The sequence below is a fragment of the Anaerostipes caccae L1-92 genome, from assembly GCF_014467075.1.
Lineage (GTDB): Bacteria > Bacillota > Clostridia > Lachnospirales > Lachnospiraceae > Anaerostipes > Anaerostipes caccae.
This window is the reverse complement of the sequence record NZ_AP023027.1, coordinates 801,044-827,719: the sequence shown is the minus strand read 5'-3', so window position 1 is coordinate 827,719 and position 26,676 is coordinate 801,044. Positions and strand designations below refer to the sequence as shown.

The following is a 26,676-nucleotide window of genomic DNA, read 5'->3' as shown; positions in this document are numbered from 1 at the left end:
CATGTATCAAGCTCTGATGGAGAATTTTCTCTTCCACTGCCTGTTTCTTGCTTTTATCGTCCCTGTGATCCTGGCAGGACAAAAATTGCTGCGGCGTTGTCTGACAGCGCAGTACCGGCATATGACCTGGTATCTTTACTGTTTCTGCGCTCTTCTTTTCTTTCTTCCCGTCCGTCTGCCCGGATCAGCGGATCTCGGCTCTTTTATCATCAGTTTTATGACGAATGCTTCCAGGCAGGCTGTACAGATTTCCCCTGCCTCCGCCGCATCAGGCTCTGCCGTACAAATCAGCGACTACGCCGTATCCGCCGGAGCATCTGTCCCCGGCCCGGTCTTTACTGCCCTGTTTTGGATCTGGGCTGCCGGCGCTGCCGCCATGACTGCCGTCTTTTTATATCACTGTGTCCGTTTAAACCGCCTGGGCCGCTCTATGGCTTTCGTTAAAAATATGGATACAGAGCGCCTTTTTCTCCAGTGTAAAGAGGAATTGGGAATCCGCAGAAACATCCGCTTTGTGCTTTCCGAGACCACAGATACTCCCATGGCATTCGGGATCTTCTTCCCTGTCATCGTATTTCCGAAAAAGTTTCTCTCGGTCTTTTCTGAACGAGAACTTTCCTATGTATTTTATCACGAGCTGAGCCATTATAAGCGGGGTGATCTCGCCGGCAGCCTCATCTGCTGTATCGTGAGGGTGCTTTACTGGTTCCACCCTTTCGTGCTTTATTCTCTCAAAAAAATGCGGACAGATCGGGAAATAGCCTGTGACGCTTCCGTACTGAATCATATAAGACAGCAGGAATGGAATTCTTACGGCCACACAATCCTGAATTTTGCAGGATACCTGTCTTCCGGAGAGATATTTTCTGTTTCCTCAGGCATCGGAGGCAGCGATTCCCAGCTAAAACAGCGCATCACGGCCATCGCCTCCTACCGCAGGCCGTCAAAGAAAACAAAACTTGCAGGTTTTTCTCTCCTGCTGATCCTCTGGCTCCTGTTCTCGCCTTTCGTTCAGAATCATAATTTATTGGCGGACTCCGTATCCGGGAAACCTGACCGGCCATTCGTTTCGGTTGATCTGTCTTCTTTCTTTCCGGAAAATGAGGGCTGTTTTGTCCTATATGATAAAAATAAAGACCAGTACAGCATATACAATGAAAAAATGAGCCGGCAGAGAGTCTCCCCGGATTCCACCTATAAAATATACAGCGCACTTGCCGCATTGGATGCCGGCGTGATCTCCCCCGGCAAATCTGAGATTGCCTGGGACCAAAAGCAGTATCCATTTTCATCCTGGAATAAAGACCAGACTCTTGACAGCGCCATGTCCTCCTCAGTCAACTGGTACTTCCAGACCCTGGATAAAAAGCTTGGGAAAACGGAACTGCAAAAAACACTCAGACGCATCCGGTACGGCAATGAGGATATTTCCGGCGGAATCACTTCTTTCTGGCTGGAATCCTCTCTGAAAATTTCCCCCTTAGAACAGGTCATTCTGCTCAGAGATTTTGATCAAAACCGACTCGGCTGCTCTGAGAGATCGGTCAGAGCAGTCCAAAATTCCATCCGGCTCAACAGCGGCCCCGACAGCACCCTGTATGGAAAAACCGGGACCGGCAGCATAGACGGCCATGACATAAACGGATGGTTCATTGGTATTCTGAAAACCAAAGATAATACGTACTGCTTTGCCCTGAGAATCAAAGGCCGCGACGGCGCATCGGGGAAGGAAGCAGCCCGGACTGCCTTAGAGATTATTCGTTCTCTTTCGCTTTGATCACCGGAAGAGTCTTCTTCACGACATATCCGCTGCCCCCGCGTTCTTTCACATCTTCTGCCATGGTAATTAAAAGCCATGGCTCTTTTTCACTTTTGTCTGCAGTAAAAATCCCGAACCATCCAAGCTCTGTTCCTGAAGTATCGCTCTTGCTCGCTTTGATCTCGGCGGTTCCGGTCTTTCCGGCAAGCTTCACGCCGGGAGTCCTTGCCCCGTGTCCGGTGCCGTCCGGGTGTTCGATGACCTGAATAAGATCTTTTCTCAAGATCTCCGCCGTTTTTTCAGAAAATGCGTCTTTAATCCAGTATTGCGGTTCCGGTTTCTTCTTATAGAGAAGATATGGACGCACCATGCTGCCCTTGTTGACAAAGGCCGAATAGATCGATGCCAGGTGAACCGGATTCACAAGTACCTGGCCCTGGCCATACCCGCTGTCAGCCAGCTGGACTTCTGAATCAATACTTTTTTGATTATTTGAAAACTGAGACACTGCCGTCTTAATGTCAAAAGGCAGTTCCCGGCCAAACCCGAGATGTTTTGCCTGTGCCGCATAGTCCCGGGCCCCGATCTTTAACGCCGCCTTCGCAAAATAAATGTTATCGGAATAAATCAGTGCATTCTCAAGCACTGCGTTCTTGTATGTATGCAGGGTCGTCACTTTATAAGATCCCCAGCTGCTGTCTTTCTGCCATGAGAGCCCGCTGTATCCGAAATCCTCATTGGGCTTCAGTTTTCCTGTATTCATGCCCATCCCTGCCACCACCGGCTTAAAGGAGGATCCCGGCGCCCATTTCTGGCGGAAGCGGTTGTAGAGCGGTTTTGCCTTGTCTTTGTTCAGTTCCTCCCACTGATCCGCCGGAATCCCCAGCACAAAGTCATTACTGTCATAGGCCGGAGTGCTGACCAGAGCCAGGACCTCCCCTGTCTTCGGATTCATCATCACAGAACAGCTTTTATCACCTTTATATTGGTCATAAATTTTCTCCTGAAGTCCCGCATCGATCGTTGTATAAATATCTTCCCCATTCTTTTCCCTTTTTACGGCAAGCACCTTCTTTTCTCTGCCGTCCTCATTGAGGATCGATATCTTATATCCGTCGGTCTCATGGAGCCGGTCTTCATATAATACTTCAAGACCGCTTTTCCCCACCAGCTGTCCCTGCTCATATCCCTGATCTTTCTTTTTTTCCAGTTCCTCTGCGCTGATCTCCTGGACATATCCGGTCAGGTGTGATGCCTTCTTTCCATACGGATACACTCTGCTGTCCTCTGAAGACACAAGCACACCGGATATCTTTAACAGTTTCTTCTCTATTTTCGCTTCCTGGACAGGCGTCATTTTCTTTACCGGTACAAAGGAATCTTTTGTGACCCAGGATGCGTCAAGCTTTTTATCAATATCCTCCTTTTTCACACCAAGCAGTTTCGCTAAACCGGATACAGAAGCTTTCCGGTCTTTTATTTTCCCCGGCACAAGTCCCACAGATGCGGCTTTTCCTTTCCCGGCCAGCATTTTCCCATTTCGGTCGTAGATTGCTCCCCGAGTCCCTTTTAACTTCGTGACGCGGACTTTATCTGTGAATTCCATGTCCGGAAAAATCAGACTGTCATCCCACTTGAGACGGTAATCTCTCCCCACTTTCTCAAAATGAGCCTGATGATCAAAAGAAATTCTGCCTGCGATCGTATCCATTGACATGCGGTAGGAAACCTTATCCCCCTCTGAATCTTTATCCACAGTAACCTCCACATTTTCAGCCCCGATCCCCTGATAAATCTTTTGATTTCTCTGTATAAACTCTTTTTTTGATATCTCTTTTTGACTTCGTTTATCCAACAGTCTGTACATCGACTCATAGTCTTTTTTTTCAATACACGAAACATACTCGGAAAGTACATCTCCCGGATGCCCTGTGCCAAAATAGTTCCAGAGAACATATGCAGCGATGCCCAGTGCTGCTGCTCCGAATATAAAAATTCCTGCCTTTTTCATAAACACCTCCTGTTCCTGATCTTCTGGTATCAATATCATTTATATCTTACATGTGTAGGATATATGTGTCAAGGAAAACCAAACGGTCGGAAATCTCAGAAATAATTTCCAGCTTTTTCACGGAAAGCGGGTGGGAATCTGGCAAAATCTGTTGTATAATAATAAGTACAGTATTTGCCGCAGATGAATATAATAAGACTCGCAGAAAGACAGGGGAGGGTAATCGTGTTTAAATTAATCGACGAAATCGCAGAAGTAATCTATGTCGCAGATATAGAGACATACGAACTTCTGTATCTGAACAGTTCCGGCAAGCGCCTGTTCGGTGCAGAAAACTATAAAGGGGAAACATGCTACCGTCTTCTTCAGGGAAGGGATGAGCCGTGTGAATTCTGCACAAACCATCTGCTGTCCAGGGATTCTGTCTATACATGGCGTTTCACCAACAGGATGACAAACCGGCATTTTATACTAAAAGATAAACTGATCGAATGGAACGGCCGTCCGGCGCGGATGGAGATAGGATTTGATCTGACAGAACAGGAGAAGTCCGAACAACTGCTGAAAAACAAAGCAAAAGGAGAAGAACTTCTTTTGGAATGTCTGCGCATCCTCCACCAGACCAAAGATTTAGAAAATTCCGTACAGATGATCCTTGAAAAAGCAGGAAGATTCCTTTCCGCAGACCGGACCTATATTTTTGAAATCAGCGGACAGACCATGAACAACACCTACGAATGGTGTGCAGAAGGCATAGACCCTGAGAAAGACAATCTGCAGAATCTGCCTGTGACCCTGATCGACCGCTGGAGCAGAGAATTTGAGAATAACAAGTGTATTTTTATAGAAGACATGGAAGATCTCAGGAGTCAGTCACCGGAAGAATATGAGGTCCTTTCATCCCAGAATATCAAACGGCTGATCGCAGCACCGCTTTTTTCTAACCAGCGTCTTGCCGGCTACATCGGAGTAGACAATCCGCCCGGAGATCTTTTTGATCAGGTAGAGGCTTTTCTGGAGACTCTCAGCTACTTTCTTTCTTCCAGCATGGAGCAGATGCGCACGTACCGCGTGCTGAAAGATCTGAGTTACCTGGATACACTGACCGGACTCTATAACCGCAACCGTTTCAATGAAGATCTCGACCGCTTCGGCAGACAGGATTTCCGTTCAGCCGGGGTCATTTATCTGGATCTGAACGGACTGAAAGATATTAATGACACTAAGGGCCATCAGTGCGGAGACCAAATTCTCAAAGAATCCGCCAAAAAGCTTCAGGTCATCTTCTCAGAGCATATGATCTACCGAATCGGCGGAGACGAATTTGCCATTCTCTGTCTGAATATAAAAAATGAGCACTTTATGCGTATGATACGTGAACTTAAATATTTGTTTTCCCACTCGGTAGACGGCAGCGGCGCCGTCGGATACAGCTGGTCTGAAAGCCCGTCTGACTTTCAGGTTCTCTTAACTGAGGCAGATAAGATGATGTACACAGACAAAAAAGAGTATTACCGGTCCAATCCAAATTCTTCAAGATACCGGAATTACTTTGATGACCGGCTCGATCTCAAAAGTCTTGATCATCTTCTGAAAGCCATTGAAGAGGAACGGTTCTGTGTGTATCTCCAGCCAAAAGTCCTGTGCAGTACACAGGAAATCATCGGTGCCGAGGCTCTTGTGCGGTATATTGGCCAGGATGGAACCGTAGAGCCCCCCATCAGCTTTATTCCGCTGCTGGAATCTGCCATGACCATAAAATATGTAGATTTTTTTGTATTTGAAGAAGTTTGCCGGATCATCCAGGACTTTATCAAGTCCGATTCTCCGGTGTTCCCTATTTCTGTAAACTTCTCACGATTCACACTGGTGGATGCCGGTTTTCTGAAGACGATCTTTTCCATCTGTGATCAGTATCAGGTACCGCGCAGTCTCCTGGAGTTTGAGATCACGGAAAGTGCAGAAAACATCGACGAGACATTTCTGGATGATATGATCCGGGATATCAAAAAAGCCGGATTTTCTGTGGCCATCGACGATTTCGGAGTCAAATATGCCAACCTGTCTCTGGTTCTTAACAGCGATATTGATACGCTGAAGCTGGACAAAAGCATGATCGACTCCATCGAGAGCAATGAAAAAGCCATGATGTTTATCCAGGCTCTGGCTTATATCTGTAAGACTCTGAATATCAGTTTCATCGTGGAAGGCGTGGAATCACAGGATCAGTTTGAAATCCTAAAAGCTTTGCGGTGTGAAGGCATACAGGGCTATCTATTTGGACGTCCTATGCCCCTTTCTGACTTCTGCCGGTTCCTTGAAGAAAAACAAAACAAACCGAAAAACTCCCCCGCAGAATAAAACTGCAAAATCATATGGCCTCCGCTGCATCAGGCAGCGGAGGCCATATAAGGCTCTGTACTTCTTATTCTTCCATGATCTCTTCCGGCGTAAAACCCCGGTATCTCCACTGCCGGGTTCGTTTCTGCCAGCGTGCGCAGCAGGCCAGGAATTCCTCTTTTTCATGTATCTCATTCAGAAAAATACCGGCGTCTTTCATCAGAAGGAACATTTGAGAGACACCGCCTCCTAAGAGCAGATTGTCTTCCAGTGCGGTCATCAGTTCCGCAAACGACAGGGGATTGTGTTTCCTTTTCTCCAGAAACTTTCTCAGTTCCTTGTACTCAGGTGCATCTACATCCACATATTCTTCATAATACAGACGGATCTCCTCCTGATCTGGTATGTAATACGGCAGGTTTTTCACCTCATTCATAAGGTTTAGGCAGACTCTGGTATCCGAAATTTTGGAGGAGATCACGTAGCGCCCTTCGACACGGTAATCCCCGTAGACTTTTTCGGAGAATTTTAAAAATCTCGAAATTTCCCCTTTCCTGAGAGGTGTGCTGTGAAACTCTTCCCACACCCTCATCAGCTGTTTTTTTTCATAAACGCCGTACAAATGGGCCAGAGCTCTTGCATACCGGTAAAACTCCTGGTTGCGGACGACTGTCTCCCTGTTTTTTGTATTGGACAGGAATCTTGCGATCTTTGCTTCTACTTCGGGCGGCACAACTAACTTCCTCCCGCCGTCTTCACCGAACACAAAAAGCCAGCCTCTTCTCTGGTATGTCCAGATCCCGGTGCTTTCCCCGTCCGGCTCACTCAAAAGCAGCTTCAGTCCTCTCAGGTCTTCGGAAGAGCTGTATTTTAAAACGGCTGGCGTCTGGGCTAAAATCTCGTATTCCAGTTTCTCCGCCAGTTCATGCTTCCTGTACCGTGTGCCGTCCATTCCATAAAAAGAGGCAATCTCTAAAAGCTGGCTCTTTGTATAACACTGAAGGCAGTCCAATAAACCTTGTGCAGAGCTTTTCAGAATTGTCCATTTCATTTCTTTTTTCTGCTCCATCTTGCACCTCTTTTCTAAACTGTACATCTTTTTTTTATTTTACCATAGAATACGTATCCTTCCTACCAGTATACAATATACTTTTTCTCTGAAGCATCTTCTCCCTCGTTTTTTCTTTCACATATTTTATCCGGCACCATAAAATATAGAAAGACAAATTATGGATGTGATGTTTTGAATCATTTTACTGTCTCCTGCCAATCCCTGGGGAGCCATCTGCCCTCCTGCGCCCAATATAGTATTGATGCCGATTCTGCCTCCGAAAGTCTCCTTCCCTTGTTTCAGGTCTTTGAACAGGGCGGACAGATCAGACAGGCAGATGAACATACAGCCATATTGATGCCGTCTTCATTTTACTTTGTAAGCTATCATTTTATTGCGGGTCCCGGAAGCTGGAAGTATTTTCGTATCCTTCCGTGCATCAACAGCAATCCCGCGCTTTTATATGCTTCTTTTTCCCCCGCCGCCTCAGACGGGCTCGCATCAGCATCGGCTTGTTTTATCACAGATAAAGCCCTGCACAGCCCTGCTTCCCTGAGTTTCCGGGTGAGCTATCCGGAATCTCCAAAAGCCTTCAGCATTACGGGGGCCGTGAGCATTGCAGCATATGATGCCTGAACACAGGAGAGAACAGCAAGGACCATGTCCCGCTGTTCTCTCTCAGCAGTTCCCCACAAATACATATTTCAAATAAGCTCTCGCTGTCTCTGCCAGCCGGTAGACCTTTTCGGTTTCCGTGGCCTTCTTGTCCGCCATGTTCCATCTCGGAAAAAACCGGTTCACGTGAAGCGGAATGTCCGGATTTACAGAGGCCACCCAGGCGGCCATCTCCTCCATCTCTTCCCTCGAATCATTTTCTCCGGGAACGATCAGTGCGGCAAGTTCCACATGACATCTGTCTGCCGCTTTTTTGATAAAATTCTGTACCGTCCCCAGATCTCCTCCCAATTTCCTGTAGTAATCTTCTCTTATGCCTTTCAAGTCCACATTCATCGCATCAATATAAGGAAGCAGCGATTCTTCCACGGCTTCAGAAAAAGCACCGTTGGTCACCAAAACATTCTTCATTCCGTACTGTTTTACTATTTTTGCCGCGTCTCTCACATATTCATAACCTGTCAGCGGTTCGTTGTAAGTATATGCGACTCCGATGTTGCCTCTGGCCCTGAGTTCCGATGCCTTGAGTGCAAGCTTCTCCGGTGCAAGAAAGACCGTCTCCGCCTCATCTGCATTCTTCATGGAAATGTCATGGTTCTGGCAGAAGGGACAGTGTAAGTTGCATCCGAAGCTTCCCACAGACAGTATGACGCTCCCAGGATAAAACATAGAAAGCGGTTTCTTTTCGATAGGGTCCAGAGCCAGGGCAGTAATCCTGCCATAGTTTTCACACACGATCATACCGTTTACATTTTTCCTGGCCCCGCACCTTCCAAACTGGCCTGGTTTCAGCCTGCAGCGGTGCATGCATACCGTACATGTCTCTTTCATCTTCTCACCTGTGCCTTATGACTTCAAACCGTTCGACCTGTACAGATTCCTCTTCTCCGATCCCGGCTTTTTGTTTTGCAATCTCAATCTGTTCGTCCACGGTATCCACGCCGGAAAGATTCGGAAGCAAAAGCCCTCTCCGCCCTCCCCGTGTTACGATGACTCCATATTTTTGGGCATCCAGTTCCTCCATTGATGTTACCTTCTGAGTCTTTCCCAGGACATCCACGCTGTACTCCAGCTGAGCCAGTTCTTCTTCTCTGACAGGGGAGAATCTCGGATCTCTTGCTCCGGCGCTGACTGCATTTTGTATGATTTCCTCCGCAACAGAAGATTTCGTCGCACATATAGTGCCGATGCAGCCTCTCAGCCTTCCCTCTTTCTTCAGAGAGACAAAGACTCCTGCCCTGCTGCTCAAGAGGTCTTCCGGAAGCCCTTTCGGAACTCCGATCATAGTTCCGTTTCTCACATAAGATTCCAGTGACAGCCTCGCCAGACGCACAAAGCTGTCTTCCCTGGCCTGCCTTCGCTCCGCCTTCTTTCTCTGAAGTCTCACATACTCGTCCTTAAACTTTCGGCCCGGGTCCTCCCTGAGCGGCTCAAAGGCACAGACCCCATATCCCACGCCAAAAGGCCCCTCGTAAGAGAGTTTCTCCGTTTTCACTGCCATGCCGTCCAGGGCTCCTGCCAGCATCACAAAAGCCCTGTGGCCGCACTCTCCTGCTTTCTCAAGAAATTCCTCGTCAAAATTAAAAAGCTCCAGAAAATCTCCGCTTTCCATAGTCTTCATGATCCTGCTGTCATAACGCGGACCTTCCTCACAGTATCCGTAAGGCCCGTCCTCCATCAGCCGGTGGGACAAATCTCCGCTGGCAATAAAAACTGTCTTCCTTCCAAGGCAGTCTGCCGCCTTTTTCACATACTGCCCCATTGTATAGTGGTCAGAAAGAGAAAGACCCGAAAGGCTGATCCTGACCGTCTGAAACTCCTGATAAGTCTGCTGTATGAAATAGAGAGGAATCATCGACGCGTGATCCAGCTGTTTCTCCTGCTCTCCTGCAGTGCCTGCCATAAATCCGTCTTCTTCGGCCAGCCGCGTGATCATTTCTGTCATTTCCCGGTCATAGCCGGTACTGATCCGGCTCTCTTCCGCTCCAAACTGTGAGAAATCCCCCCGGGCCCCGTCTCCCGGAGAAATGTGAAAGTAGTCCGTATACATGACAGAGTGGGGTGTCGCGATCACGACTGTCTCCGGGGCAAGACATGCGATTTTTTTTCCGGCTTCTCTGTAAGCTTTTACGGTGTCTGCCGCCGCCTGCTCCTTTCCGCATCCCACCCCGGGAATGAGCAGCGGGGGATGCGGTACCATAAATGCACCAATTACAGCCATTTTCCATCATCCTTTCTGTGGTATTTATATTTGGTAATGTCATGGCAGGACAGCATACATGCATCTTTTTCTCCCCACCGGATCAGCGATGCATCTGCTTCCGTCCATACATTCAGGACAGGATTGAAAATCTCCATGGTCCTGTTGATATTTCTGCTTATATTCTTTGCCGGACACTCCTCACACGGCCTGGTCCTTGCAAAAAACGCCTCATAGCAGTACATTCCTGTCTTCACATCCGGTGCCATCCTGTTTGTCTTTTCGTTGATATAAATCAGATGAAAATCATCGGGGTCGATGATATAGATCCAGGAATTCTGGTTATCAAGAGCCATCTGAAGGCCTGCGGCAGTTTTCTCGGCCCTGTCCTGTGCCCTCTTTTTTAACAAGAAGACCGAAAGGAGCATTGCGGTCAGTGTCAGAGCATAAATCTGATCCTTCGTCCACATTCTCCTGATAACACACTCGTCAAATCCCACAAAGCCTTTGCATTCACCCCCATCCCTGATAGCGCACTGAAGGACTGATTTGATCCCTCTGAGCTCTAACGCTTCCTTCTGTTCTTTTGGAAGCTGCGCGATATCAGGGCAGTAGAACAGCCCGTTCTCATCAAAATTATTCTTGCAGTGTGCTTCAAACTGATCATCGGATATAGTCTGGCGATATTCTGCCAGCGGCCTGATACCCCTGCTGCACCATTCAAATGTATTGGCGCACCCTTTTTCCGATTTCTCGAAGATATAAGCCCTGCTCACGCCGAAATGTCTGCCTGCTGTCTTAAGAATCGAATCTACCGCTGTCTCCAGATCTTTCTCTTCACATATCTTTTGAATGATCTGCTCGATCAGATCATTTATTTTCTTCCCCTGTTCTTCGTTGGAATCGATCCTCGTATTTGCGGCAGGCAGTATTCCGGGAAAACCGCCCCCCTGTTCTGACAGTGAATGCTCATACAGGCTGTACCCGTTTTTACCCCTGGATTTTGCATCATACAGTGCCAGATCACTGTGTCTGAACAAGTCTTCAAAACGGGTCCCATCCTGAGGGCAGCAAGCGATTCCTATGCTTGTGGAAAACTCGCAGGATGTCATGTTCTGCCGGAACATAGACTGAAAAGATTCCCTGATCTTTTCCGCCCTGCTCTTCAAGATATCTACCCTGCGGATATCCTTCATAAAAATCAGAAATTCGTCGCCGCCGATCCTGGAAATAACATCTTCTTTCCTGAGCACTCTCGTGAGAACCGATGATATCTCCTGAAGCACGGCATCCCCGAACATATGTCCGTACCGGTCATTGATCAGTTTAAAATCGTCCACATCAATAAGCATCATGGCTGCCATTTCTTTTGGATCTCTTCTTTCCAGATAGTATTCAATCTCTTTTCTGGCAGTTTTTCGGTTGTAGAGTCCGGTCAGTTCATCTCTGGACGCCTTTTCTTCCAATGCCTGTGAAGCTCTCTTTTCATCGTCAATATCTGCCATGATCCCCACGGCTTTAAACGGTTTTCCAGCCCGGTCGAACTGAGCCGTAGCTTTTACTTTGTACCAGCGGTAGCAGCCGTCCCTGTCCGCGAGGCGGAACTCAGCCTGCCCATACGGCATGCTGCCTCCCATATCACGGAGCAGTTCTTCCACAACTTCCAGATCTTCAGGATGAATATGGGACTGTGTCAGCAGTCTCTCACTGGCTTCCTCCATGACCGGAATATATCCGAACTTCTTCTCCCAGTTGGAAGAGTACAGCATTTTATCCTTCTTCATATCCCATTCAAAAATGACATCATTGGACTGTTCCATGATGATTCTGTGTCTTTCAAGAGTCAGCCTCAGTTCCTCCTGAGCCTGTTTGGACTGAGTGATATTGATCAGTGTCCGGAAGATATGTTCCTTTCCGTCCGTTCCTGTCACCAGATTTCCCTTATCCAAAACCCATATGATCTGCCCGTCCCTTGCCACAACGCGGTACTCCAGTTCAATAACATTCCCCGAACTCAGCTGTTTTTTCGTCTGAGCCAGGACTTCCTCCCGGTCAGGCGGGTAAATGACCTCAAGATAATGTCCGCGGAATTTTTCTTTGATTTCCCAGGCCTCATAGCCGAGCAGATTTTCCAGCCCTTCATTGATCTGAAGCATCGTAAAATATTTATCGTTTAAGCACTGCTGGATACCCCCGAGAAGGTTTCCTGCTCCCCCTGTGCCCGGAATCCTGGAAGTTCCGGGCTGCTTTAATTCTCCTGCTTCTTTCAACTCTTTCCAGACCAGCATGATCCTTCTCTGGTAAGGGTGCCCGTCGGAGATTCTGAGAATCGTACATTCACACCAGCCGTATGTTTTCAGGTGCCTGTCGTAAATGCGGAATTTCCGGCTTATTTTCATCAAACCGTCATCGAGAAACTGTTCCAGATCCGGTCCCAGAAAATGAAGCATACTTTCCCGGTCCTCCGGGTGTGCAGATTTTTCCGCAAAATTTTTCAGGACATCCTCAAACCGGTCTCCGGATTTTAATGCTGAGAAGTTACTGCTGGCCGCATATACAAGATGGTGAATGCCTGTTCCAAGATCCACTTCCATAACTGTAGAGTCTGCATATCTCAGAAGAGTAAAATATTTTGCCTGCCCCATCTGAAGGGTGTCTATCGCTTTCCTGTGATGGGTTTTTTCCGATATATCCAGATCCGGAGACTCCCCTTTTGGCACGCTCCTGTCCGCATATATTTCTGAATATTCTGCAAATATGTCTTTTACATTTTTAAAAGATTCCAATAATTTCGGAGAAAAAGTCCCGCACTCGCCGTTCAGGATCATCGTAAATGCCTTCTCCGGAGCGATAGCTTTTTTATAGACCCTGTCAGTGGTCAGGGCATCGTAGCAGTCTGCAATCCCCACGACCTGGGCATAGATCGGGATGCTGTCCCCTTTCAGACCGTCCGGATACCCCCTGCCGTCCCACCGTTCATGGTGGTATCTGCATATATTATACGCATATTTAAGGTATTGTCTGTCACTCATCCGGTCCAGACCTGCAAGAATCTCACATCCTTTGACCGAATGGGTCTTCATGATCTCAAATTCTTCTTTTGTGAGTCGGCCCGGCTTGTTTAAGATTGCATCGGGGATTGCGATCTTGCCGATATCGTGCATGGATGAGGCGCTGACGATCATCTGGATCTCGGAATTTTCCAGACCGTATTCCGGGTAACTCAATGCCACATCATGAAGCAGTGCTTTTGTAAAAATCCTGATCCGCCGGATATGCTGTCCCGTCTCTGCGCTGCGGTATTCGATTATGGACGAGAGGGCATCGATCATGGCAGAGTTGGACTCCCTGAGCCTTGCCGCCTGTTCCTCGATGAGTTCTTCCTGGTTCAGCCGGTGCTGATTCAGCTCAACAATATTCTGGACGCGCCGTTTCACCACATAGGGTTCAAAGGGTTTCATAATGATCTCGGAAGCCCCCATGTCAAAAACCTGCATCTCATTCTGGACTGAATCTTCTGCTGTGATGACGATCACAGGAAATTCAGAGATCATGCCGCTTTGCCCGATCTCCTTCAATACTTGAAACCCGTCTTTTACAGGCATGACCAGATCCAGCAGCACCGCGGCGATCCGTCCGTGGTACTGTTCCAGAAGGACGAGAGCCTGCTGTCCGTTTTCAGCCTCAAGAAGATTATAATCTGCTTCAAACACTCCGCGGAGGATGACACGGTTTATCTCCATATCATCAACGATTAAAATAGTGTCTCTTCCTGTCATCACATTTCCCCCGATATTAAACTTCAAAAACTTCCCATCTATAATTTCCAAAATAAACTATATTAATAAGTATAACACAAATCAAGAAGAGAAACGCAAAAAAACAGCCGGATAAACCAGCTGTTTTCATACGATATTTTCCACTCTGCAATCGTTTTTTTCTTCATCTGCTTTCTCTGACAGATACTGCGTTAAATTCACTTGACAATACCTGTTAAGTTTTTATTTATCCAGTACAGTGTGCAAAAAACGATCGCAGATGGCATCTTTGGTTTCTAAGCAGCTTCCTCCGGCATACATTACCTCCATTTTCTGCATGATTGGAGTGAGGCATTCTAAGAGCCGAACGGAAATCATGCAGAAAATGTCACACATAGATAATCGTCACTCCCCCAAAGCTGATTCTTCCGGTCAGTCTGATCCGTATCGTACCGTCGCCGTGGTTCCTGTTTTTCTCATCCACAGCCCCGAAGACAGCACTGGCCTGATTGATCACCGTCCACTCTTTCGGCAGGAAAAGTTCCATCCCGGCAAACGATACGTCCACATTGATTTCAGCATCTCCACCCTCTACTTCTGCGTTGTCGAAGTAAGCCTTGATCTCCCCGAAGCTTACGTCAAACTGTGCATATTTGAAATGATCAGAATTTACATATTTGACGGTAGAACCGAATGTAGTTCTGTGGCAGACAGCAGTTCCGTCCTCCTCGTCAATGACTGACTCAAACGGCTCATCTCTGTGCCATTCCTTCCATCTCTTTTTCCTGGAAGGAAACAGCAGATGACACCCGATGCTTCCCAGGAGTGCAGCTCCTAATACCGGCCATGGCGTGACAGCGGTGATTCCCAGCGGCCCTGCATAAATGATGCAGAGAAATGCAATGGAAAACAGGATTCCCGTATACTCCAGATGCATCAGGCTTTTGATCAGCATAGCCGCAAAAAATATCGTTAGCATCAGGCTGAATACACTGACTTCTCTCAAGTATCCCAGTCTTCCAAAAATAATAAACACCGCTCCAAAGATAAAAAACAATCCCCAGAAAATCTTTTCTTTCTTCATCTCCCGATCCTCTTTTCTTCTAATTTTTGTTTCAGCGGTTTCAGATAAAGTCTCGACACATACAGCTGTTTATGGGTATGTTCAAACTGTATGATGCCGGAAGCCGATATCCCCCTGCTGATGGAATAGATCCTGTTGGTGTTGACAACGGCCGACTTTGAGATCCTCATGAAGGACCCCGGAAGCATCTCTTCCAGTTCATACAGCCGGTACCTGGTCTCGTAGATATCATCCGCCGTGTGCACGTTGATGGTGTTTCCGTCTGTCTCAAAAAACAGAACCTTGGACAAGGGAAAATAGTACTCCTGCTCTCCCTTGGAAAACACGGCCGTCTGTGTCCCGGATGCTGCCTCCGAGACCGCTTTCTGCACTTCCTGGACGATGTCATTTAAACCGGCACACCGGATGATGACCTCTTCTTCCATTAAATTTTCATCAATCTCAATTCGTATCTTCATCTTTTCATCTCCACGCCTTTATTATAGCAGAGCCCGTGAGACTGTAAATGAAAAACAGCCAAGTGGTAAAAAACAGAGGGTAAGTGACACATTCCTCTGTATATATGGTATAATAGCTGCAATCAGAATGGAGGTATCATACTATGTCCAAAAAAATTTTTTTCTTTGATATCGACGGGACCCTTGCGGATCAGGAAGACATCCTTCCCTCGAATCAGAAAGCCCTTCGGGAACTGAGGTTAAAAGGACACACGGTCATGATCGCATCAGGAAGGCCCGCCGGCTATATCAGGCGTATGTTTTCCGGGCTGTCCGACGGATTTATCGCCGCAAACGGCAGACGCATAGAGCACGAGGGAAACGTCCTGCTGGACAACAGCTTCACCGTCGCAGAACTGAAAGAAATCATTAAGCTGTGCAGGGTTTCCCAGTGCTCTTACTGTCTCCTCGGAGACGGCGTCGTATACCACGGCAATCCGCTGTATCTGTACGGACATACGAGACCATACGAATCCATCGATGTAATTCATGTAGATAGCTGGGACATCCGGGATGTCAGGGCCTATGCATTTGATATCATCTACAAAGATGCGGCACATCTAAAGACAATCAAGCAGAATTTTGACGGCAAATATATCATTAACGACCACTTTGACGGCTCCGCCGATGTCTCCAGTGTATCCTTCAACAAAGGACATGCTGTTGCCTATACGACCAGTGCCCTCGGCTTTTCACAGGATGACAGCTATGCATTCGGAGACGGAGACAATGACGTTCACATGTTTGAGGCCGCCGGTACGGCAGTTGCCATGGAAAACGCAACCCGGGCAGCGAAAAAAGCCGCAGATTACGTCACCCGCCATTATAAAGAGGATGGAATTTTCCATGCCCTGAAACACTTAAAAGTAATCAGCTGTCTGCTTTAATACAAAAAGAAAAAACACCAGACCTGCGAAACTACAGTCTGGTGATTTTTTTATGTGGAAAATTGTGAGTGGTAAAGCTGTTCGTAGTATCCCTTTTTTTCAAGCAGTTCCGTGTGCGTGCCGGTCTCCACGATCCGGCCTTCTTTCAGCACGAGGATCAGATCTGCATTTTTTATCGTCGACAGCCTGTGGGCAATGACAAAGCTGGTCCTTCCGGACAGCAGCTTATGCATGGCTTCCTGAAGTATCTTTTCAAGCCTTGTATCCACGGAAGATGTGGCTTCATCCAGAATCAAAATTTTCGGGTCCTTTAACACCGCCCTTGCAATCGTAAGAAGCTGTTTTTCACCCTGGGAAATATTGCTTCCTTCCTCGTCGATCTCCATATCATAACCTTTCGGCAGCGTCCGGATAAAGTGATGAACATTTACCGTCTTGGCCGCGTCGATCACCTCATCCTTTCTGGCATCCAGCCTTCCATACCGGATGTTTTCATAAATCGTTCCGGAAAACAGCCATGTGTCCTGAAGGACCATGCCGAACATGCTTCTTAAGTCTTCTCTTTTCATGGACTTGATATCCACCCCGTCAATCAGGATTCTTCCGCTGTCTGTGTCATAAAAACGCAGCAGCAGGTTAATGATCGTTGTTTTCCCGGCCCCTGTAGGACCTACGATGGCGACCATCTGGCCGCTTTTTATATGAATATCCAAATCCTTTATGACCGGTTTGTCTCCGTATCCAAAGGCCACATGCTCGAATGAAACCTCTCCTCTTACATCCAAGATGCGTGTTCCCGGTTTTGGATCTGGAATCTCCTCAGGTTCATCGAGGATCTCGAAAATTCTTTTCATCCCTGCAAATGCTGCCTGTATCTGTGCTGAAAGCTGGGCCACCTGTGAGAGGGGTTCATTGCACTGCCAGATATATCGGATGAAAGCCTGGAGATTGCCCACGGTCAGCATCCCCTGTATGACAAAGACAGTCCCGGACACCGCCACGCCTCCGATACACAGATATACAGACAGAGAAATCAGCGGACTCATCATGGAAGAGACAAACTGTGCTTTCAGAGCATGCTTCTGGAGTCTTCCGTTGATCTCTTTAAACCGTTCCTGGGAAGACTGCTGCCTTCCGAACAGCAGGATCTCATTGTATCCCGTATATAGCTCCGTGATCGTCCCGTTCAGTTCTCCCAGAGAATCCTGCTGCGCCTTGAAGTGCTTCTGGCTTTTCCTTACCACAGCCACACTGATCAGAATACTGACAGGAATGATCAGCACGACCAGCCATGCCATCACCGGCTGGATGGTAAACACCATCACAAGGACCAGGATGAGCGTCAGGACGCCGCTGATAACCTGGGTAAAGCTCTGCTGCAAACCGTTGGATACCGAATCGATATCATTTGTCACCCGGCTTAACGTATCCCCAAAGCTGTGGGTATCGAAATATTTCACCGGCAGCCTTCGGATCTTATCCTGCACCGCATTTCTCATATCATGCATGGCGCTCTGGATGGAATTGGTCAGCAGAAACATACTGATGACCTGGGATGCCATCTTTATGATATAGATTACCGCCAGTACAGCAAGAATTTTCACGATCACATCAAACTGTACTCCCGCACCGGGTACTTTTCCTGCAATCTGCGCTGCGTCTTTGGCCAGCTGGGTGGTGATCATTCCCTCGATCCTTGGCGCCGAGGTCATGGCGGCCACGCTTAAAACCGTCATCACAACCGCTCCGATGAATCCCCATTTATAAGGAGCGATAAACGGCCTGAGTCTGCTGATCACCGCACCTGCCTGTTTTATTTTCTTAATCATGGGCCAGTTCCTCCTTATCCAGCTGGGATGCGGCGATCTCCTGATAAATCCTGCAGCTTTCCAGCAGTTCTTTATGAGTTCCGGCTCCCACGACCCGGCCCTCATTGAGCACCATGATCTTATCTGCATCCATGATGCTGGTGATTCTCTGGGCTACGACCATCATGACCGCGTCCTTCAAAACCTTTTTCAGTTCTTTTCTGAGCTTTGCATCGGTCTTAAAATCAAGAGCAGAGAAAGAATCGTCAAAAATATAGACTTCCGGCTTTCTCACAAGTGCCCGCGCGATGGAAAGCCTCTGCCTCTGTCCGCCGGATACATTGGTTGCATTTTCCGTGATCTGCACGTCAAACCCGCCTTTTTCCATGATAAAATCATATGCCTGGGCGGTTTTTGCCGCCTCCTCCATTTCTTTCAAAGAGGCATCTTCTTTTCCAAACTTGAGATTATCAGCGATGCTTCCGGAGAAAAGCATAGCCTTCTGCGGTATAAAACCGATAGAATTTCTCAGAGACTTAAGATCGATCTCCCTGATGTCCTTCCCATTGACCAGAATCCTTCCGCCGGACACATCATAAGCCCTGGGTACGAGATTGATCAGAGTGCTTTTTCCGGAACCCGTGCTGCCAATAAATGCAATCGTCTCTCCCTTTTTCACAGTGAAGGACACGTCGGTGAGCACTGCTTCCTCCCCGTCCGGGTATGCGAAGGTCACATGGTCAAACGTGATCTCATCAATGCGGATAGGGCTGCCTCCTTCTCCCGAAGCATTTTCAACTGCCGGCACAGCGTCGAAGATTTTTGTAATCCTCCTGGCGCTGACCGCCGCTTTCGGATACATCATGAAAACCAGACAGAACAGCATAATAGAGAACATCACATGGAACAGATAATCCATGAAGGCTACCAGCTGTCCAATGTTCAGCCCTCCCTGCTCTATCATAATGCTGGAAATCCAGTAAATGAGCATGCCGGCTAAATTCATAAGAAAATAAAAGGCCGGCTGAGTGACAGACATCAGTTTAAACAGCTTTTTGGAATATCCCATATAGGCACTGTTTGCTTCATCAAAGCGCTTCTTTTCATGCCGGTCGTTGGTAAACGCCCGGATGACCCGGATACCGCTGATATTTTCCTTGGAAATGCGGTTGATCCATTCCAGCGAAGACTGCTGGCGCTCACTTAAAAGTTCAGAGCGTTTTGCCACAATGATCACACCTACGACGATAAAGGGAACCGTCCCCAGGATCACCATGGAAAGACTCAGAGAAGCTTTCAGCACAAGCACGATGCTGCCAACAGTCATTACCGGGGTCATCAGCGCGGTGCGGAACAGAATATTCAAAAACATCTGAATCTGAAAAGCGTCGTTGGTCGTCCTCGTAATCAGGGATGCCGTCCCGAATTCTTTGAATTCCCTGTGTGAAAATTCCTGCGTTTTTTCAAACATGTCATTTCGGATGTCCCGCGTAATCGAAGTGGACAGATAGGCACAGCAGTAGCCCAGCAGGATCGTCCCAGCAGTTCCGAGCAGAGAGATCAGGAGGATCACTCCTCCCATCTCAAAAATAAAAGCCGTGTCCTTTTCCGATACGCCCCGGTCGATCATCCACGCTACGATGGTCGGTATCCCCAGCTCCACGAGAGCAAAGCCGAATACCGAAAAAACATTCAGCGCAAACATTTTTTTATAATGTTTCAAGTAAGATAAAATTAGTTTCATTTTGTCATTTCCTCGTTCATTCCCCCATCTTCATTCTTGACGGGATTTACGTGTACCATACAATGTTTCACCGGCGCAAACTTCTCCTCAATTTTCAAGTGGACTTTTTCCGCCGTGTCGTGGGCCTTTCTGAGCGGAAGATTCCCGTCCATACAGATTTCCACATCCACATATACCCTGGCTCCGAATTTTCTCGTCCGGATATCATCAATCCCCCTGACTCCCTTCTGGTCAAGGATCACGCTTCTCATCTGTTCCACCGTCTCCCTGCTACACGACTCATCGATCATTTTGCGCACGGCATCTGCGAAAATGTCGTAGGACGCTTTTACGATAAAAATGCAGATCACTACACTCGCCAGGGGGTCCAGAATGGGAAATCCCATCCTGGCTCCCAGTACACCGACAAAGCTGCCGACGGAAGACAGTGCGTCAGAGCGGTGGTGCCACGCATCCGCCATCAGCGCAGCAGAATCAATTTTCCTGGCCGCATTCCTCGTATACCAGTACATTCCCTCTTTGACGGCTATGGAGATCAGGGCGGCCGCCATGGCCAGAGCTCCGGGAATCACAAGTTTTCCCTGATCCCCCGCAAAAATCTTCTGAAGTCCGGCCGCTCCTATGAAAAGCCCTGTGATGCACAGCACTGCTCCCAGTAGGACCGCCGCCACACATTCCATCCGTTCGTGGCCGTACTGATGTTTTTCATCTGCTTCCCTGGAAGCCAGAACAACCCCCGCCATGACAATGACCGTGCTGAACACGTCGGATGCAGAGTGGGCCGCATCCGAGATCATGGCTCCGGATCTTGCCGCAATGCCGGCAAATAACTTAAATGCCGACAATATCAGGTTTACAAGAATACTGTTGACAGACACTTTCATGGCTATCCGTTCTTTTCTTTGCTGTCTCACCGGTCCCTACACCCTTCAAATCTGAGTACTTATAGAATATGCATATTCCCTGAAAATGTACGATAAAGATTCACCGTCTGTCCGGGTGTGCATATTATAAAAACAACTGAAACAGCAAAGGATGTTTTATATGACATTTTGTGATTCTTACCATCCGGCGGTCACAGACCCCCATCCCTACCCACCTGTAAAAGCAGCCCGGCGGAATCCCCGGTATGCGGAAATGATACTGCCAGCACTGAGAGCCCAGTCCAGCGAACTGACGGCTGTCACCACATATATTTATCAAAACTGGATCTTCTTTAAAAAGTATTCCTCACTGGCCGATACTCTGATGAAAATAGCAAAGGTGGAAATGCACCACATGCAGATGCTCGGCACACTGGTCTCCCTTCTGGGCGGCGATCCGAGATTTGCCGAAGACCCCTGCCAGTGCTGGAGCGGAGATGCCCCTGATTATACAAAGGATCTTCACCAGGCACTGAAAAGCAACATGGAAGCAGAAGAGGCTGCCGCCAGCTTTTATCTGGAGACTGCCTCTAAAATACAGGACCCGTTTGTCTGTGCTGTGCTGAACCGGATCGCCATGGATGAAAAAGTCCATGTTCAGATCTTCCGTCATTATCTGGGTGCTTCTGGCTGCTGACATTTTTCGTTACAGCTTCAGCACCTCCAGGTCTTCGGGCACATAGACATTCCCTGAGTACAGCAGTTTGACCTCTTTTGTATACTGCTTCTTCCGATTCTTTAAATCGGTATCCTCCGTATGGTAAAGCACCAGATTTCTGACTTTAAGTTTTTCGGCCAGATTCCCGGCGTCCAGCGCCGTGCTGTGGTGCTTTTCATATGGATGGAAAATATCCCTCATACCGTACAGACAAAAGGCTTCGCAGAGCATCCAGTCTGCTCCTTCCACATAGGGCTTACATAAGCTGTTGTACGGTTCGTCACCAAGACATACCAGTGAAATGTCTTTCTCCAAATCCGCTCGAAATCCAAATTGCTTCGCCTTTGTGGAATGTATATCAAAAAAACGGACATGCATATCTGAGATCTGTATCCCTTCTCCGTCTTTTACTTCCTGTATTCGTATTTTACTGCCCAGAAACTTTAAGAATTTTCCGGCCAGCGTCAGTTCGCATATCTCCCTGAGAACCTTCGCCGCCTCATCGTGGCAGTAGATCGTAAAACGTCCGTGATAGGTTTCGGCGAGCATCATAGCAGCGGCTTTCCTTATGATCCACACGGCACCGAGAATGTGGTCTGTGTGGGCATGGGTTAAAAACATATGGCGGATCTGTTCAAATGGGATCTGTGCTTTTTCCAATTGTGAAAGGATCCCATTTCCTCCCCCCGCATCCACAAGAAAATATTCTTCCTCATTCCGGAGAGCAAAGCATGTATTATAGCACTTGGTAACCATCGCATTTCCGGTTCCAAGCATAATCAGTTCCGGCTTCATAAAATCAACTCATTCCTTTTTCGTTCACTGCACTCTTTTTTCAGTTTCACAGATGCTGCCATGAGCACCGGTCTGCTGACTTTCCTCGCGTGTTCCGGACAGACGGCGATGCACCGCATACAGGAGATACATGTTTCCTTCAGTGTCTCTTCCGGATGCTCTGCGGGTATGGCGCCGACCGGACAGAGACGGGCACACAGACCGCACTTCTTACACTGTTTTCCGGCAGAAGGCTTCATGGGAACTCCATTGTACTCCCGGTACGGCCGGTTTCCTTTCACGGAAAGTTCTGTCATGCCTTCGATATCTTCTGTCTGCTGTATCTTTTCCCGGATTTTCACAGCAAAATCCGTGAGTTCACTCTGATCCCGGCTGTCGGGCCTTCCTTCTGCATACTGGCGCATAATGGAATGTTCCGCCGCCGCAGCCACGGCTGCCGCAGGAACAAATCCCTGCTCCTCTGCCAGGTCTTTCATCTCAAGAAGAGTGTCGTCATAATCCCGGTTCCCGAATGCGGTCAGAAGGATGATCGGTGTCTTTTGTCCCTTTAAATTCCGAAACCGTTCTGCAGCCGGAGCCGGCACTCTTCCCCCGTAGGACGGGACTCCAAAAACTATCAGGTCCTGTGCGCCAAATTCGTGTATTTTCCTTTCCTTTGGTATCCTGGAAAGATCAATCTCCTGATGCGTTTCTTCCCATGCTTCACCAATCAGTCTGACAATGCGTTCCGTGCTGTATGTAGGGCTGAAAAATACTTCCGTCACTTTTGATATTTCCATACTCAAAACCTCCTGACTTCGCTTTCTGCCATTATAACAGAAAACTTTATCGTCTGGTAGCTTTATCGGTTCCTTTTCTGGTAATCCAAAACTCTCTCTTTATCTGCTGTTCTGATCTGATTCCCAATATAACGCACCCTGCCGTCCCCAAATTTTTTCAGAGTTACTTTATGGCGGAACAGGCAGTCCGTCCCCTTTTGTTTTAAAACAGCATCCACGGTGAGAACGATCCTTCCATCTCTTTTATGCTCTGCCCCAATCACCTCAGGAACCGGCATACTTTGAGGAATTAAATTTCCGCACCTTAAAGGCTCCCACAGATAACGTGTTCCGTCTTCGCTTCTGTCTGCCCGGACACGGATCTGTCTCTTTGAAAACGGAAGATATTTTTGCAACAGAAGTTCAAATTCTTCAGATGGAATCCCTTTTGTCCCGTTGTCCCCGTCAAAATGTCTGCCGGTCTCTATGCGGTACAGATACTCATAGAGATCATTTACATAAAGTTTTCTCGGCTTATTTTCATTCCAGTCGGTAAGAAACAGATTGTTTCCTCTGTAACCCACCGGTTCAATATATTTCCTGCAAAATCTGCGGTATTCTTTTTTAAGAGGGCGGATGCGGATCATGCTGTGGGTATCCATCTCCTCATTTTCTGTATGTTTGGTCTCCCAGATCAGCCATCCTTTCTTCGTCACACTCCAGGAGGATGCTTCCTCTTTTTTTACATAGGATACTGCCGGATTCCCCTGTTTGTTCCAGTCCAGATAAGCGTCTGTGAATTCCGCTTTGTTTCCTATCGGCTTCAGTTCATATCTGTGGATTCCCCCTGATCTGGTGACACAGAAAAATACGGCGGAAGTCTTCCCACCCTTTTCGGCTTTCCGCAAAGCTTTCTCTACTGTCCGTCCATTCTGCATATCACAGTCATTTTCCATACACGCGGCAGCATATCCGCATGTTCCGAGCCGCTGAACAATTCTGTGGATCTCCCTTTTGTCCAGCACCGGATTCATGCCTTTCCCTTTTTGTGCAGATGCATAAATCGTCTGATAGCAGTCTGCTGCCGCAAAAAGTTCTTTTTTGATCTTTTCTGTTCTTCCTTTCGGATTCTTATTCGTTTCTGTGGCGCAGGCAGAAAGACAGAAAAGGCATCCCAGCACTGGGATCAAAATTTTTATGATTCTCATAGTCATTTATCTCCTTTTTTAAATCTTACATCTGTAAGAATTAATTGTCAAGTATAGCTGTCTATGACAAAAGCCATATTAAAAAGTAAATATGATATTTAGAAAGGACGGTACAAATTATGGATGCGATTGTTTATCACGGAGTGAAAGATGTGGGAGTGGAAAAGGTTCCGGACCCAAGGATTGAAAGGGAGGATGATATCATCGTAAAAGTGACTTCCACGGCCATCTGCGGCTCCGATCTCCATCTGATCCACGGCCGGGTTCCTGCCCTGAATCCGGGATTTATTCTCGGACATGAGACCATGGGAATCGTTGCAGAAACCGGAAAAGCCGTAACCAATGTAAAGAAAGGTGACCGGGTCATCGTTCCGTTCCCTGTGGCCTGCGGACACTGCTTCTTCTGCGAACACGGGGAATACAGCCAGTGCGACAACTCTAATCCAAACGGAGGAGCCGGCGGCCTGTTCGGGTACAGTGACGCCTTCGGCGGATATCCGGGAGGGCAGGCACAGTATCTGCGGGTTCCTTACGCCAATGTAGGGCCTGTAAAAGTACCGGAAGAACTTGAAGATGAGCAGGTCTTATTCCTGACTGACATCCTCCCCACCTCCAGATGGGCCGTGGATATCAGCGGCATGAAACCGGGTGACACCGTCGTGGTCTTAGGCTGCGGCCCTGTCGGCCTTTTGACAGTCAAATGGGCCTTTTTGCTGGGTGCAGAACGTGTCATTGCCGTGGACAGCGTAGACTACAGGCTGCGGCATGCGGCATCCTACGGCGCCGAGGTCATGAATCTTAAGGACTATGATAACACCGGTATGGAACTCAAAGAAAAAACCCACGGCGGCGCCGATGTTGTCATCGACTGCGTGGGTATGGACGGGAAAATGTCAGTCGTAGAAAAAGTGGAATCCGCCCTGAAACTCCAGGCCGGCTCCAAGTCTGCCATCGAGATCTCCTCCGAAGCGGTGAGAAAATGCGGCACCGTGGCAATGATCGGTGTCTACGGCGGAAGATATAATCTGTTCCCTCTGGGCAACTTTTTTGACCGGAATATCACATTGAGAATGGGTCAGTGTCCTGCCCAGAGGTATGTGGACCCAATTCTTTCACAGATCGCGGACGGTTCCTTTGACGCCACGGATATCATCACCCACCGCCTTCCTCTGAGCAAAGGAAAACACGCCTATAAGATCTTCGATGAAAAAGAGGATGAGTGCATCAAGGTCATCTTAAAACCTTAACTCTTATCTCCCTCATGGTAAACAATCTGCCCATTGATGATTATATAAAGAGTCTTGGTAAGGGTATTCACCGGATTGTCAGAAAAAACTGCGATATCCGCATCTTTACCCGGCTTCAGGCTTCCGACCCGGTCATCCACACGGCAGATCTTAGCGGCATTGATGGTCACCGCCTTCAGTGCCCCTTCCATGGACATGCCCTGTTTCACGGCCAGTCCTGCGCAGAGAGGCAGATACCGGATCAATGATACCGGATGGTCTGTCATAATAGCCGTCAGGACCCCAGCCTTTTCTAAGATCCCGTTGGTCTTGAAGCTCATATTCTGTACTTCAATCTTGGACCGGGCAGTCAGATCAGGACCGATAATTGCAGGAAATCCGGATTCTGCAATTTCCTCAGCGATCAGATGGCCTTCCGTACAGTGATCCAGGGTCAGGTCAATCTCAAACTCCTTGGCGATCCGGATTGCGGTCAGAATGTCATCTGCCCTGTGGGCATGGGTCTTTAGCGGAATCTTTTTTTCCAGCACGGGAAGCCACGGTTCCATCTGAAAATCTTCTTTTTCCAGTGTTCCCTCCTGTTTCTCTTTCTGGTACTGTTTTGCCTGAAACAGCACTTCCCTCAGGAGTGCAGCCGTTCCCATCCGTGTTCCGGGCATGAGGTCTCTCCCACCGTATTCATTTTTGGGGTTTTCTCCGAAAGCAGCTTTCATTGCCGCAGGATTGAGCACTGCCATTTCATCGACACACCGTCCGTGTGTCTTTAAAAATATGGACTGGCCTCCCACCACATTTGCACTGCCGGGTCCTGTCATCAGTGAAGTGATCCCTGCGATAATCGCATCGTGAAACGCAGGGTCCATCGGATTTACTCCGTCCACAGCCCTCACGGCAGGAGTTATAGGATCTGTGGCTTCGTTGCAGTCATCTCCTGCCGTACCTCTTTTCTCCTCCATAATTCCCACATGGCAGTGGGCATCAATGAGTCCCGGCATGACCCAGGCCCCTTTCACATCGAGGACTTCTTCCCCCTTACCCGGCGACGGTGCCTGCTCCATTTTCCCCAGTTCTTTTATTACCTCACCTTTCGTCTGTACATATCCGTTTTCTATTGTTTTTCCTTCCATAGGAAGGATTTTCCCGTTTATAATCAGCATCGTTTTATTCCTCCTGTAACTAATGTCTCAAGAAGTATTTCCCAAAACAGAATTTTCAAACAGCGGAGCATTTTCCCGGACACATCAATAATTTTTTCTTTTTTTGGCATACTGAT

The 26,676-nt window shown here is 47.9% G+C and carries 20 protein-coding genes; 6 read left to right on the top strand and 14 right to left on the bottom strand.

Translation table 11 applies throughout. The features are described from left to right. The first annotated feature begins 1 nt into the window (after nt 1). On the top strand, nt 2–1,777 hold the full coding sequence (locus tag ANCC_RS04110; protein ID WP_039946503.1) for a BlaR1 family beta-lactam sensor/signal transducer: 1,776 nt from the start codon (nt 2–4) through the stop codon (nt 1,775–1,777). On the opposite strand, the gene ANCC_RS04105 is transcribed toward ANCC_RS04110, so the two are convergent. Next, complete coding sequence (locus ANCC_RS04105; RefSeq protein ID WP_039946506.1) at nt 1,755–3,770, bottom strand: penicillin-binding transpeptidase domain-containing protein; 2,016 nt, start codon at nt 3,768–3,770, stop codon at nt 1,755–1,757. The genes ANCC_RS04110 and ANCC_RS04105 overlap by 23 nt on opposite strands. A 225-nt stretch (nt 3,771–3,995) precedes the next feature. Here ANCC_RS04105 and ANCC_RS04100 point away from each other — a divergent pair, with 225 nt between their 5' ends. Continuing rightward, entirely contained in the window at nt 3,996–6,131 is a 2,136-nt protein-coding gene (locus ANCC_RS04100; RefSeq protein ID WP_233458263.1) for a sensor domain-containing phosphodiesterase, read from the top strand. Between the two features lie 64 nt (nt 6,132–6,195). On the opposite strand, the gene ANCC_RS04095 is transcribed toward ANCC_RS04100, so the two are convergent. Next, nucleotides 6,196–7,179 (bottom strand): hypothetical protein, encoded by a 984-nt coding sequence (locus ANCC_RS04095; RefSeq protein ID WP_233458264.1) that lies wholly within the window; start codon nt 7,177–7,179, stop codon nt 6,196–6,198. A 174-nt stretch (nt 7,180–7,353) separates the two neighbouring features. Between ANCC_RS04095 and ANCC_RS04090 the strand changes: the two genes are divergently transcribed. Next, complete coding sequence (locus ANCC_RS04090; protein ID WP_182483059.1) at nt 7,354–7,797, top strand: hypothetical protein; 444 nt, start codon at nt 7,354–7,356, stop codon at nt 7,795–7,797. Nucleotides 7,798–7,839: 42 nt separating this feature from the next. On the opposite strand, the gene amrS is transcribed toward ANCC_RS04090, so the two are convergent. The 5 genes from amrS to ANCC_RS04065 form a co-directional block, all read right to left on the bottom strand. Continuing rightward, complete coding sequence (amrS, locus tag ANCC_RS04085; RefSeq protein ID WP_039946510.1) at nt 7,840–8,667, bottom strand: AmmeMemoRadiSam system radical SAM enzyme; 828 nt, start codon at nt 8,665–8,667, stop codon at nt 7,840–7,842. 4 nt (nt 8,668–8,671) lie between these two features. Then, nucleotides 8,672–10,057 (bottom strand): AmmeMemoRadiSam system protein A, encoded by a 1,386-nt coding sequence (gene amrA / locus ANCC_RS04080; protein WP_006566602.1) that lies wholly within the window; start codon nt 10,055–10,057, stop codon nt 8,672–8,674. Beyond that, nucleotides 10,048–13,815 carry a diguanylate cyclase domain-containing protein gene (locus ANCC_RS04075; protein ID WP_039946511.1) on the bottom strand — a complete coding sequence of 1,256 codons (3,768 nt, stop codon included), beginning with the start codon at nt 13,813–13,815 and terminating at the stop codon, nt 10,048–10,050. Before ANCC_RS04075 ends, amrA begins: the two co-directional genes overlap by 10 nt. Nucleotides 13,816–14,182: 367 nt before the next feature. After that, nucleotides 14,183–14,878: a LiaF transmembrane domain-containing protein gene (locus ANCC_RS04070; protein WP_006568590.1), complete on the bottom strand. Its 696-nt coding sequence runs from the start codon at nt 14,876–14,878 to the stop codon at nt 14,183–14,185. Then, nucleotides 14,875–15,336: a LytTR family DNA-binding domain-containing protein gene (locus ANCC_RS04065; RefSeq protein ID WP_006568591.1), complete on the bottom strand. Its 462-nt coding sequence runs from the start codon at nt 15,334–15,336 to the stop codon at nt 14,875–14,877. The genes ANCC_RS04070 and ANCC_RS04065 overlap by 4 nt, the downstream gene beginning before the upstream one ends. A gap of 143 nt (nt 15,337–15,479) precedes the next feature. Between ANCC_RS04065 and ANCC_RS04060 the strand changes: the two genes are divergently transcribed. Continuing rightward, nucleotides 15,480–16,262: a Cof-type HAD-IIB family hydrolase gene (locus ANCC_RS04060; RefSeq protein ID WP_006568592.1), complete on the top strand. Its 783-nt coding sequence runs from the start codon at nt 15,480–15,482 to the stop codon at nt 16,260–16,262. Between the two features lie 50 nt (nt 16,263–16,312). Here the strand turns inward: ANCC_RS04060 and ANCC_RS04055 are convergent, their stop codons facing one another. The 3 genes from ANCC_RS04055 to ANCC_RS04045 are packed head-to-tail and all read right to left on the bottom strand — an operon-like array spanning nt 16,313 to nt 20,698. Then, entirely contained in the window at nt 16,313–18,091 is a 1,779-nt protein-coding gene (locus ANCC_RS04055) for an ABC transporter ATP-binding protein (RefSeq protein ID WP_006568593.1), read from the bottom strand. Further along, nucleotides 18,084–19,814, bottom strand: a complete 1,731-nt coding sequence (locus ANCC_RS04050) for an ABC transporter ATP-binding protein (RefSeq protein ID WP_006568594.1) — start codon at nt 19,812–19,814, stop codon at nt 18,084–18,086. Before ANCC_RS04050 ends, ANCC_RS04055 begins: the two co-directional genes overlap by 8 nt. Next, nucleotides 19,811–20,698, bottom strand: a complete 888-nt coding sequence (locus ANCC_RS04045) for a cation diffusion facilitator family transporter (protein WP_006568595.1) — start codon at nt 20,696–20,698, stop codon at nt 19,811–19,813. Before ANCC_RS04045 ends, ANCC_RS04050 begins: the two co-directional genes overlap by 4 nt. A gap of 160 nt (nt 20,699–20,858) precedes the next feature. On the opposite strand from ANCC_RS04045, the gene ANCC_RS04040 reads away from it, so the two are divergent. After that, nucleotides 20,859–21,374, top strand: a complete 516-nt coding sequence (locus ANCC_RS04040; RefSeq protein ID WP_009289126.1) for a ferritin-like domain-containing protein — start codon at nt 20,859–20,861, stop codon at nt 21,372–21,374. 9 nt (nt 21,375–21,383) lie between these two features. Here the strand turns inward: ANCC_RS04040 and ANCC_RS04035 are convergent, their stop codons facing one another. From ANCC_RS04035 to ANCC_RS04025, 3 genes are all read right to left on the bottom strand, one after another. Next, nucleotides 21,384–22,190: an MBL fold metallo-hydrolase gene (locus ANCC_RS04035; RefSeq protein ID WP_006568597.1), complete on the bottom strand. Its 807-nt coding sequence runs from the start codon at nt 22,188–22,190 to the stop codon at nt 21,384–21,386. Beyond that, the gene (locus ANCC_RS04030) at nt 22,187–22,969 is read right to left on the bottom strand and encodes an EFR1 family ferrodoxin (protein ID WP_006568598.1); all 783 of its coding nucleotides are present in this window, start codon (nt 22,967–22,969) and stop codon (nt 22,187–22,189) included. The genes ANCC_RS04035 and ANCC_RS04030 overlap by 4 nt, the downstream gene beginning before the upstream one ends. A gap of 62 nt (nt 22,970–23,031) precedes the next feature. Next, a complete protein-coding gene (locus ANCC_RS04025; RefSeq protein ID WP_233458265.1) occupies nt 23,032–24,156 on the bottom strand; it encodes a DUF6070 family protein in 1,125 nt (374 codons plus the stop codon). A 119-nt stretch (nt 24,157–24,275) separates the two neighbouring features. On the opposite strand from ANCC_RS04025, the gene ANCC_RS04020 reads away from it, so the two are divergent. Continuing rightward, nucleotides 24,276–25,403 (top strand): zinc-dependent alcohol dehydrogenase, encoded by a 1,128-nt coding sequence (locus ANCC_RS04020; protein WP_006568600.1) that lies wholly within the window; start codon nt 24,276–24,278, stop codon nt 25,401–25,403. Here ANCC_RS04020 and ANCC_RS04015 read toward each other — a convergent pair. Continuing rightward, the gene (locus ANCC_RS04015; RefSeq protein WP_006568601.1) at nt 25,400–26,560 is read right to left on the bottom strand and encodes an amidohydrolase; all 1,161 of its coding nucleotides are present in this window, start codon (nt 26,558–26,560) and stop codon (nt 25,400–25,402) included. The two genes, ANCC_RS04020 and ANCC_RS04015, sit on opposite strands and share 4 nt — an antisense overlap. Nucleotides 26,561–26,676: the final 116 nt, after the last annotated feature.

What these genes read in the sequence shown, in the direction of transcription:
- amrS (WP_039946510.1), bottom strand. Translation starts at nt 8,667, where the DNA reads ATGAAAGAGACATGTACGGTATGCATGCACCGCTGCAGGCTGAAACCA.
- ANCC_RS04055 (WP_006568593.1), bottom strand. Translation starts at nt 18,091, where the DNA reads ATGATTAAGAAAATAAAACAGGCAGGTGCGGTGATCAGCAGACTCAGG.
- ANCC_RS04035 (WP_006568597.1), bottom strand. Translation starts at nt 22,190, where the DNA reads ATGAAGCCGGAACTGATTATGCTTGGAACCGGAAATGCGATGGTTACC.
- ANCC_RS04025 (WP_233458265.1), bottom strand. Translation starts at nt 24,156, where the DNA reads ATGAGAATCATAAAAATTTTGATCCCAGTGCTGGGATGCCTTTTCTGT.
- ANCC_RS04050 (WP_006568594.1), bottom strand. Translation starts at nt 19,814, where the DNA reads ATGAAACTAATTTTATCTTACTTGAAACATTATAAAAAAATGTTTGCG.
- amrA (WP_006566602.1), bottom strand. Translation starts at nt 10,057, where the DNA reads ATGGCTGTAATTGGTGCATTTATGGTACCGCATCCCCCGCTGCTCATT.
- ANCC_RS04040 (WP_009289126.1), top strand. Translation starts at nt 20,859, where the DNA reads ATGACATTTTGTGATTCTTACCATCCGGCGGTCACAGACCCCCATCCC.
- ANCC_RS04015 (WP_006568601.1), bottom strand. Translation starts at nt 26,560, where the DNA reads ATGCTGATTATAAACGGGAAAATCCTTCCTATGGAAGGAAAAACAATA.
- ANCC_RS04075 (WP_039946511.1), bottom strand. Translation starts at nt 13,815, where the DNA reads ATGACAGGAAGAGACACTATTTTAATCGTTGATGATATGGAGATAAAC.
- ANCC_RS04065 (WP_006568591.1), bottom strand. Translation starts at nt 15,336, where the DNA reads ATGAAGATACGAATTGAGATTGATGAAAATTTAATGGAAGAAGAGGTC.
- ANCC_RS04095 (WP_233458264.1), bottom strand. Translation starts at nt 7,179, where the DNA reads ATGGAGCAGAAAAAAGAAATGAAATGGACAATTCTGAAAAGCTCTGCA.
- ANCC_RS04070 (WP_006568590.1), bottom strand. Translation starts at nt 14,878, where the DNA reads ATGAAGAAAGAAAAGATTTTCTGGGGATTGTTTTTTATCTTTGGAGCG.
- ANCC_RS04060 (WP_006568592.1), top strand. Translation starts at nt 15,480, where the DNA reads ATGTCCAAAAAAATTTTTTTCTTTGATATCGACGGGACCCTTGCGGAT.
- ANCC_RS04110 (WP_039946503.1), top strand. Translation starts at nt 2, where the DNA reads ATGTATCAAGCTCTGATGGAGAATTTTCTCTTCCACTGCCTGTTTCTT.
- ANCC_RS04045 (WP_006568595.1), bottom strand. Translation starts at nt 20,698, where the DNA reads ATGAAAGTGTCTGTCAACAGTATTCTTGTAAACCTGATATTGTCGGCA.
- ANCC_RS04105 (WP_039946506.1), bottom strand. Translation starts at nt 3,770, where the DNA reads ATGAAAAAGGCAGGAATTTTTATATTCGGAGCAGCAGCACTGGGCATC.
- ANCC_RS04030 (WP_006568598.1), bottom strand. Translation starts at nt 22,969, where the DNA reads ATGGAAATATCAAAAGTGACGGAAGTATTTTTCAGCCCTACATACAGC.
- ANCC_RS04020 (WP_006568600.1), top strand. Translation starts at nt 24,276, where the DNA reads ATGGATGCGATTGTTTATCACGGAGTGAAAGATGTGGGAGTGGAAAAG.